Origin of the sequence: Kribbella albertanoniae (assembly GCF_004348455.1) — a bacterium.
GTDB lineage: Bacteria > Actinomycetota > Actinomycetes > Propionibacteriales > Kribbellaceae > Kribbella > Kribbella albertanoniae.
This window is the reverse complement of record NZ_SMKA01000350.1, coordinates 1-8,694: the sequence shown is the minus strand read 5'-3', so window position 1 is coordinate 8,694 and position 8,694 is coordinate 1. Positions and strand designations below refer to the sequence as shown.

Sequence of the window (8,694 nt, the reverse complement as noted above, 5' to 3'; positions counted from 1 at the left end):
GGGTTGGGTGGGGGGTTAGTGCCAGGAGGAATCGTCTCGGGTTACTTGGCCGGTGCGGGCTGAGGTTAGGCAGTCGGTGAGGGAGCCGAAGGTTACTTGGACGCCTAGGTTGACGGGGGCGTACCAGGCCCATTTGGCGGAGTTGGTCATCACGTGGCGGGTTTGCGGGTTGAGGACCGAGGTCACGTAGGTGCAGGTGTCGACCAGGACGCGGATGCCGGCTTGCTCCAGTTCCGCGAGCCAGCCGTTGCTCTCGGCAACGATTGCGGTACGGCGGTTGGTGGCGGCCCAGACTTCGACGGTGGGTGACATGGGGGCACCGGAGCGGACCAGGGCGGCTAGTTCGGCGAACTCGGTGATCGACAAATGCGGCGTACCGAGACTGACCGCGTCGAGGGGACCGGCGTGCGGGCTCGACAGTTCGTCGCGGGCGGCTCGGAGCATTGAGGGGGTGATGCGGTGCACCTCGTCGACCGGGACGCCTTGGGTGGCATCGGCTTCGGTTGCGGCCTCGGGCGTCGTACCGACGACGTGGAAGAGGCCGGTGCCGCCGCGTGAGGCGGCTGCGGCGCCGAAGGCCTTCAGGTGGTCTTCGGGGACGGCTTCGGGCCAGCCGGTCAGCATCGGGACGCGGTCGGCGGCGAGCTTGCCGGTGAGGTGACCGAGCGCGGCCCATGCGGCAGCCAGCCTGAGAACACCCGCGGGCAGGGGGCTCAGGTCGAGCTCGATCCGGGCGCGGCGGTTCTCGTCGAGGTGAAGACCCGCATACGGCGCTCGGCCGGTGAGCCCGGCGCAGATGTCGACGAAATCGCCGTACCGGTCGGTGCGGGCGCCGAGGACCGAGTTCGCGAAGGCGATCGCGTTGGACTCGGCCCAGGCGATGTGTTCGCCGAAGGCGGGGCGTTGGGTGTCCTGGTACGGCGCGCAGGTCCACGTCGGCGCGGCGCCGAGGGCGGTGTAGGCGTCCATCAACCGGCGGGCGTCGCGGCGTTCGGTCCCGGCGAGGCGGACGAGGCCGGGGTGCAGGAGATCGAGGGAGCCGACGTTCAGGGTTGTCGGTACGACGACTTGGCCGCCCAGCTCGACGAGCCGCTCCGCGAAGTCGAGCCCGGCCTGACCGTGGTGCAGGCAGCCGTCGACATGGGCCGACCTGATCGGAATCAGCGAGCGGGCGCCGAGCGTCCGCGCCAATCCGGTGATCAGCCGCATCGCCAGCGCGACCGCAGGACCGCCCGCACCGTCGAGCATTTCGCGCTCCGCGGTGGTCAACGCAACCTCCGCCATCCGACCTCCCGTGGGCCTCATGCTACTCGTCCCAAAACCTCTGGCTGACCCCCTCAGAACCCGCTTGAGGGGTATCGTTGTCAAGCATTGTCAAGGCGTCACCCACGCCTGTTCCTGCAGGTTCCGCGCAGATTGACCCCAATCACCCCTCGCCGATCCGGCCGACTACAGATAACGTTGTCTCTCGACCTTGACCGCCCCCGACGGAGCCCGACACGTGACCGAGCAGAACCCCCGTACCGCCACGCCGGCTCCTGCCGCGCGCGAGCAACTGCCGCCTGCCCGGCCCAGCCACCACGCCGCCCTGATTCGGCTACTGGCGGGGGGACGATGAGCGACGACACGGTGAGCACGGTTCTCGGGATCGACATCGGCGGCACGAAGATGGCCGCCGCTCTCGTGTCCGCCGACGGGACGATCGTCGTCGAGGACCGGATCGCCACCCCGGTCGGGGATGCCGACCAGGTGTTCGCGGCGCTCGGTGAGCTGGTGGGCCGGGTGCTCGGGAATGCGTCGCCGGTGGCGGTGGGGATCGGTTCGGCCGGGCCGCTCGACGCCACGCACGGGCTGGTGTCGCCGGTGAACATCGCCGGCTGGCGGAGCTTCCCGATCGTCGAACGGGTTCGCGCGCTGGTCGACGTACCGGTGACTCTTGGGGTGGATGGGCATTGCTTCGCGCTGGGTGAGTTCTGGACCGGCGCCGGGCGGGAGGCCCAGACCTTGCTGGGCATCGTGGTGTCGACCGGTGTCGGCGGTGGGCTGGTGGTGGACGGACAGCCCTTGCTGGGGCAGTCCGGGAACGCCGCTCACATCGGGCACGTCGTCGTGGATCTGAACGGCGAGACGTGCGCCTGCGGTTCGTACGGGTGCGTCGAGACGTATGCGAGCGGCCCGCGGATGGTCGCGCGGGCGCAGCGCCGGGGCTGGCGGACCGGCGAGAGCGTGGATGCCGCCGTACTGGCTGCTGACGCGGCCGCAGGTGATGAGCTCGCCCTGGCGGCCTTCGACGACGGCGCCCAGGCGCTCGCGGCCGGCATCGTCGCGACCGCGGTCACCGTCGACCTGACGACGGTCGTGATCGGTGGTGGAGTGTCGAAGGCTGGGTCGGTGTTGTTCGATCCCGTTCAGGCGTGGGTGAAACGGTTGGCGCAGCTGCCATTCGTTGCCGACCTCACCGTTGTGCCGGCACAGCTCGCCAACGCCGGCCTGCTCGGCGCGGCCCACCAGGCGTGGTCCTCGATCCGCTGATTGAGGTCTGCCCGCTCAGGTTGCCCGATCGGGCAGGGTTCTGGGCAACGCCGTGCGTAGGGAAGGCTTCTCCTGCGCATCTTTGCGCAATTCTTACGCAATTGCCTGGAACTGTGTAACGGCGACCCCTTCCCACGCGATGCAACGGATGGATGGGGTGGGGGCACGTCATCCGCGGTTGGTCAAGGGGGCCTGGACCAGCCAAACAAGGTCGGTCGATGGGGGGCCGTGGACCGACCGGAACGTGGGAGCGGCGGAGAGGAAACTCTCCGCCGCCCTCGCGTTCAGGCAGCTGATGGAGTACCGCCGGCGGCCCGCAGTGCGACCGGTCCTCAGGAGGGTGGAGGACCGCTCACCACCACTACGGGCCACAGCCGGCGCATCCGTTGCCTCGCGCACCTGTTAGGGGTGGAGCCACTCCGGCTCGGGGAGGCGGGTGCGGTCGAGGCGGCCGTTGTCGTCGAGCGGGAGCTCTTCGATGGGGATGAGGTCGGCCGGGACCAGGTAGAGCGGGAGCTCCTTGCCCAGGTCGAGCATCAGGCGGGCCAGGACCGAGGGGTCGCTGTCTTCGAGGACGACGTAGCCAACCAGGCAGGTGTCGCCGCCATGGTCGGACAGGGCGATGACGACCGCGTCGATGACTCCGGTCTGAGCGGCGAGGACGTGTTCGGTCTCGCCCGGTTCGACGCGGTGGCCGCGGATCTTGACCTGGTCGTCCGCGCGACCGAGGTATTCCAGGGTGCCGTCGGGGCGCCAGCGGCCGAGGTCGCGGCTGCGGTAGAGCCGACCGCCGGGGTGCGCCGGGTCGGGGACGAAGGCGCGCTCGGTCTCGTCCGGGCGACCAAGGTAGCCCTGGGCAACGGCTGCGCCGCCGAGGTGGATCTCGCCGACCCCGCCGACCGGAACCGGCCGCAGCGCCTGGTCCAGTAGCCGTACGGCGACACCGTCGACCGGACGTCCGATCGACGGGCGGTCCTCGGCCGGGTCGACCTCGTGGATCGTGGTGACGATCGACGCCTCCACCGGCCCGTATTCGTTGTACAGCCGGCATTCCGGGTGCGCGTCGAGGAAGTCCCGCACCTTGTGGGTCAGCACCATCGCCTCACCACCCGCAACGATCTCCCGCAGCGCGGGCAGCTCGGGCAGGCGGCGCATCGTTGCCAGCAAGGCGGTCAGCGGGCTGAACGCCATGAAGAGCCGCTCGACCCCGTGGTCCCGCAGTGCCGAGATGACCGCGTCCGGGTCGTACCGGTCGTCCTCACCGATCAGCACCAGCGCAGAGCCGGAAGCCAACACGGTGAACATCTCCTGGACATGTACGTCGAACCCGAACGACGTCCACTGCAAAGTACGCAGCGAACTCCGCGTCCGCAGGTAGTGCCGAACCAGGTTGACCGGCCCACGATGCGGAACCAGCACGCCCTTCGGATTCCCGTTCGAACCCGACGTGTAGATGCAGTAGGCAACATCATCGGCGGCGGCTTGAACCGGCGGCGCCTGCTGCGCTCGCGCATCACCGTCGACCGCCGCGACCGGGACGAGCTGCAGCCCGAGCCGGTCGGCCAGCGCCGCATCGTCACCGACGAGCGCGACTGCGGAGGCGTCGTTCACCATAAAGGCCCACCGCGACTCCGGTACGCCGGGATCCAGCGGCAGGTACGCCGCTCCCGACTTCAGCACCGCCAGTACGGCGACCACCAGCTCGGTGCCGCGAGCAACTCGAACCGCAACCAGCTGACCGGGCTTCACCCCGAGATCCGTCAGCTGCCAGGCGATTGCGTTGGACCGGCGCTCCAGCTCGGCGTACGTGAGCTCGCGTTGTCCCTGGATCAGCGCGACCGCATCCGGCGTCCGGGCGACCTGCTGCTCGAACAGGGTGTGCAGTCCGCTCAGCTCACCGGCGACGACTGCATCCCTGCGACCGCGGCCGATCGGGCCGACCGGTTCGAGGTCGCCTTCCAGCCGGCGCAGAGCTTCGAGGTCGGCGGCGATCGGCATCATCAACTGGGGAAGGCGAAGGCGCGGCTCAGCCGTTGCCCTGCGCAACACAGCCTGCAGATAGTTGAGCAGCCGGTCGATCGTGCTGCGGTGGAACAGCCCGGCGCGGTAGTCCGCCGTACAGGTGATTCCGGCGCCGTGGTGGGTCAGGCGCAACCGCAGGTCGAGCGGCTCGGGCAGATCCTCGTCGCCGTCCTCGAACTCCACCAGCACCTGGAAGAGCGGATCGCGCTGAAGGATCGACAGGTCGGTGCTGGCGTGGTCGAAGGCACCGGTCGTCACGTCGCGCACGCGGTGTGCGAGCTCGCCCAGATCCGGCTCGCCCGACAGATCGATCCGGATCGGCAGCGCTCGCCGTACTCCTGCAGAAGTGTCGCCGTGCGGCCGGATCAACGCCGAACCGATCGTGACATCGTCCTGCGCGGTGAACCGTCCGAGGACAGTCCCAACGGCCGCCAGCATCGTCATCAGCGGACTGACCTTGCGCTCCCGGCTGAACACGAACACGGCATCGCCGAGCTCGTCCTCCAACTCGAGCTTCACCGAAGCCAGCTCACTCCGCCTCCCACCATCGGCCGGCAGCACCAGGGGCTCGGCGCCGGCCAAAGCCACCTGCCAGTACCCGACATCGCGCCGCCGACCACCGAGGGCCGGGGCCATCTCGCCCTCGACCACGACCCGTCGCAACTCCCCCACCCGGCCATCCGACTGCGGGAGCTCGGCAACGGTGGCGAAGTCTTCCGGTACGGCGGCGCTCGCGGGTCCGGAGGTGGGTTCCGGGGAACTGTCGGTCGCGTCATCACGGTCGGCAGCGGGCTCGTCCGTCGTACCGGCCGTCTGAGGCTGCGTCTCAGGCTCAGGCTCAGGCTCAGGCTGGGTGGACTCGCTGAGGAGCGAGAGCTGTTCGCGCATGAGCTTCGTGACGCCGTCGACCAACTGGCCGGCGACGCGGAGCTGCTGCGACATCAGCGCTGCGACGCCACTGCCCGGCAGGTCGGCCGCACCCGTCGCAGTGGCGGCCTCCTCGACCCGGGCTGCCAGCTCGGCGAGGCCGGTCCCGAGCACTGCGAGCGCGACGCGGGCGTCCGGCTCACCGGCCGGCTCGGAGGCGGAGTCCGCATCGACCTGGGAGACCGCGATCTCCACCGGCTCCTCGACGATTTCCTCAGCCTGCACAGCGGTTTCGGCGGCTTCATTGCTCTCGGCAACATCATCGGCGCGGGTCGTCTGCACCGCGACAGCGGTGGCGAGCTTGTGCGGGGTCGTGTACGACGAGAACAGCGTCTCTGCCGACAGTTCGACCGAGAACTGCTCGTTGATCCGGTCGATCACCGGCGTCATCGACTCCGGCGTCGCACCGAGCTCCGCAAAGGTGTGGTCGACGGTCAGGTCGTACGGGTCGAGCCGCAGCGCGTCACAGGTCAGATCGAGAACTGCATCGAGCGACTCGCGATACCGCTCGGCCGACACCTCGTCGCCCGACAGCGACCCGGCCTGGGCCAGGTAGTCCGCGTCGATCGAGTGGGTCTCCTCCGGGAGCGCGAACGGCGACTCCTCGAACTCCGCGTTGTCGTCGGCCGCAGCGACCTCCGTCACCTCGGCCGGCGGGTCCAGCGGGATTCGCTTCACCGCGGCACTCGACGGCGCGAACCCGATGGCCTGCGCCCTGGCAGCGCGCTCGAACGCACTCACCTGACCACGCACAGCCCCATCCGGCACGGCCGCGGGCGCCGCAGACGACGTGTCGACCGAGTGGTGCACGCGACGGAACGGGTACGTCGGCAGTGGCACCCGACCGCCGAACGCGTACACCTTCGACCAGGTGATCTCGGTGCCCTGCTCATACAGCTCGGCCAAACCGTTCATCGTCGCCAGCACCGGGTCCTGCCCGAGACGCTGCGCCGGAATCCACGTGCTGTTCGGCGCGATCCGCCGTCCGGCCGGGCTCAGTACGGCGTCCGGTCCGAGCTCCAGGAACCGTCGGCACCCGGCTGCGGTCACCGCCTCGACCGCATCCCCGAACAGCACCGGCTGCCGCAACTGCCCGACCAGGTAGTCGCCGTCGAGAACCGTCCCGGACTCGAGCAGGTCACCCGACCAGCTCGACACCATCGGCGTCCGCAGCGGCCGCAGCGTGATGCCACGAACGATCGTCGCGAAGTCCGCCAGGATCGGATCCACCAGCGAACTGTGGAACGCACGATCCACATCCAGCCGCTGCCAGGCCACCTGCAGCTGATCGAGCTGCTCGGCCAACTGCCCGACGATCACCTCGGAGCCGGTCAGCACGAACGACTGCGGACCGTTGCCTGCGGCAATCTCCACGCCGGACGTCTGTGCCAGCTCACGAACGCGATCCGCATCCGCACGCACCGACACCATCGCGCCCGGCGCGGTCCCGCGCTGCATCAGCTCGCCACGCTTGGCGGTCAGCCGCACGCCGTCCGCCAGGGACAACGCTTCGGCGACGCACAGAGCGGCGTACTCACCGACGCTGTGACCGACCACGAGCGCCGGCTGCACCCCGAACGACTGCCACAGCCGCGCAAGCGCAAGCTCAAACGCGAACAGTGCCGGTTGCGCGGTCTCAGTCGGCCAGACGCCTTCCGACTGACCGGCTGGGGTGAGCAGCAGGTCGAGCAGGCTGCCGCCGGTCTCCTCGGCGTACACGCGGTCGCACTCGTCGAGCACCGAGCGGAAGACGGGGAAGCGTGCAGCCAAGCCGGCGGCCATGCCGCGGCGGGCGGCCCCTTGGCCGGTGAACGCATAGCCGAGCGGGCCGGGTCCGCCACGCGGGATCTCGGTGGCTTGGGCCGAGCCGAGCGCGTCGACCAGTTCGGCCTCCGATGCGCCCGCGACGGCGATGCGATGGCGATGCGCCGGTCGCCCGAGCGCCGCCGTACCGGCGAGGTCGATGAGGCGGTGGCCGGTGCCGTGGTCGAGGTCGGCGCGGTAGAGCTCGACGAGGTCGGTGAGGGCGTCGGGGTCGGGGGCGGACAGCGGCAGTACGACGGGGCCGTCGTCACCGCGGCGGACCTGGCGCGGTGGCTCCTCCAAGATCACGTGTGCGTTGGTGCCGCCCGCGTCCAAAGCGCTGACGCCTGCGCGCAACGTCGTACCGGCCTGCCAGTCTTGTGCCTCGGTGGCGATCACGAACGGACTGTTGCCGAGGGCAAGCTCCGGGTTGGGCTCGGTGTAGTTGATCGTCGGGACCAACGTGCGGTGCTGCAGCATCAGGATGGTCTTGATCAGGCCGGCCATGCCGGAGGCGCTGTCCAGGTGACCGATGTTCGGCTTGACCGAACCGATCGTGCAGAAGCCGACCTTGTCGGTGTGCCGGCGCAGCGCGGTCGTCAGCGCTTGGACCTCGGCGGCATCCGCGGTGGCGCTGCCGATCGCATTCGCTTCCAGGTAGCTCAGAGAATCGGCGGCGAACCCGGCTCGCTCGAGCGCGCGCTCGATCAGCGTCTGGTTGCCGCTCGCGGTGTCGTCGTTGCTGACCGCGGTGCCGCGGATAACGGCGTACACGGTGTCGCCGTCAGCGACCGCCTGGTCGAGACGCTTGAGCAGTACGGCGGCCACACCGTTGCCACCGACCGTGCCGTCCGCGGCCGCATCGAACGCGCGAACGTGACCGGTCGGCGACAGGATCGACTCCGCCGACGGCTGGTAACCCGTTGCCTGCGGCACCTGTACGGCGGACGCCCCGGCCAGCGCGAGATCCGCATCACCTGAACGCAGTGCCTGGCAGGCCAGGTGCACCGCGACCAGGGACGACGACCACGCCGACTGCACGCCGATCGCCGGACCGGTCAGGCCGAGGCGGTAGGCGACACGGGCCGCGAGCGAATCGCGCGCCTGCGGCTGACGGTTGTAGAGATTCATGCCGGAACCGGCGAAGACGCCGACCCGGTTGGTGGTCCCGCCGTACCCGGCATGTTCGAGCGCCTGGTGGCAGACCTCGAGGAACAACCGCTGCGCCGGATCCATCAACTCGGCCTCGCGGTCACTCAACCCGAAGAACTTCGCGTCGAACGACTCAACGTGTTCCAGCACGCCGCTGACGGCCATCACACCGTCGCCCTGATCAACCTCGTCAGCCGTGAACCGCCGGACGCTCTCGACCCCACCCACCAGGTTGTCCCAGAACTGCTCCAGCGTCTC

The 8,694-nt window shown here is 69.6% G+C and carries 3 protein-coding genes; 1 reads left to right on the top strand and 2 read right to left on the bottom strand.

The features are described from left to right. Positions 1–15 precede the first annotated feature (15 nt). Positions 16–1,284, bottom strand: a complete 1,269-nt coding sequence (locus E1261_RS40960) for an aconitase X (RefSeq protein WP_132415152.1) — start codon at positions 1,282–1,284, stop codon at positions 16–18. 330 nt (positions 1,285–1,614) lie between these two features. On the opposite strand from E1261_RS40960, the gene E1261_RS40955 reads away from it, so the two are divergent. Then, the gene (locus tag E1261_RS40955; protein ID WP_132415151.1) at positions 1,615–2,532 is read left to right on the top strand and encodes an ROK family protein; all 918 of its coding nucleotides are present in this window, start codon (positions 1,615–1,617) and stop codon (positions 2,530–2,532) included. Between the two features lie 402 nt (positions 2,533–2,934). Here the strand turns inward: E1261_RS40955 and E1261_RS40950 are convergent, their stop codons facing one another. Continuing rightward, positions 2,935–8,688 carry a hybrid non-ribosomal peptide synthetase/type I polyketide synthase gene (locus E1261_RS40950; protein WP_272948645.1) on the bottom strand — a complete coding sequence of 1,918 codons (5,754 nt, stop codon included), beginning with the start codon at positions 8,686–8,688 and terminating at the stop codon, positions 2,935–2,937. Positions 8,689–8,694 lie beyond the last annotated feature (6 nt).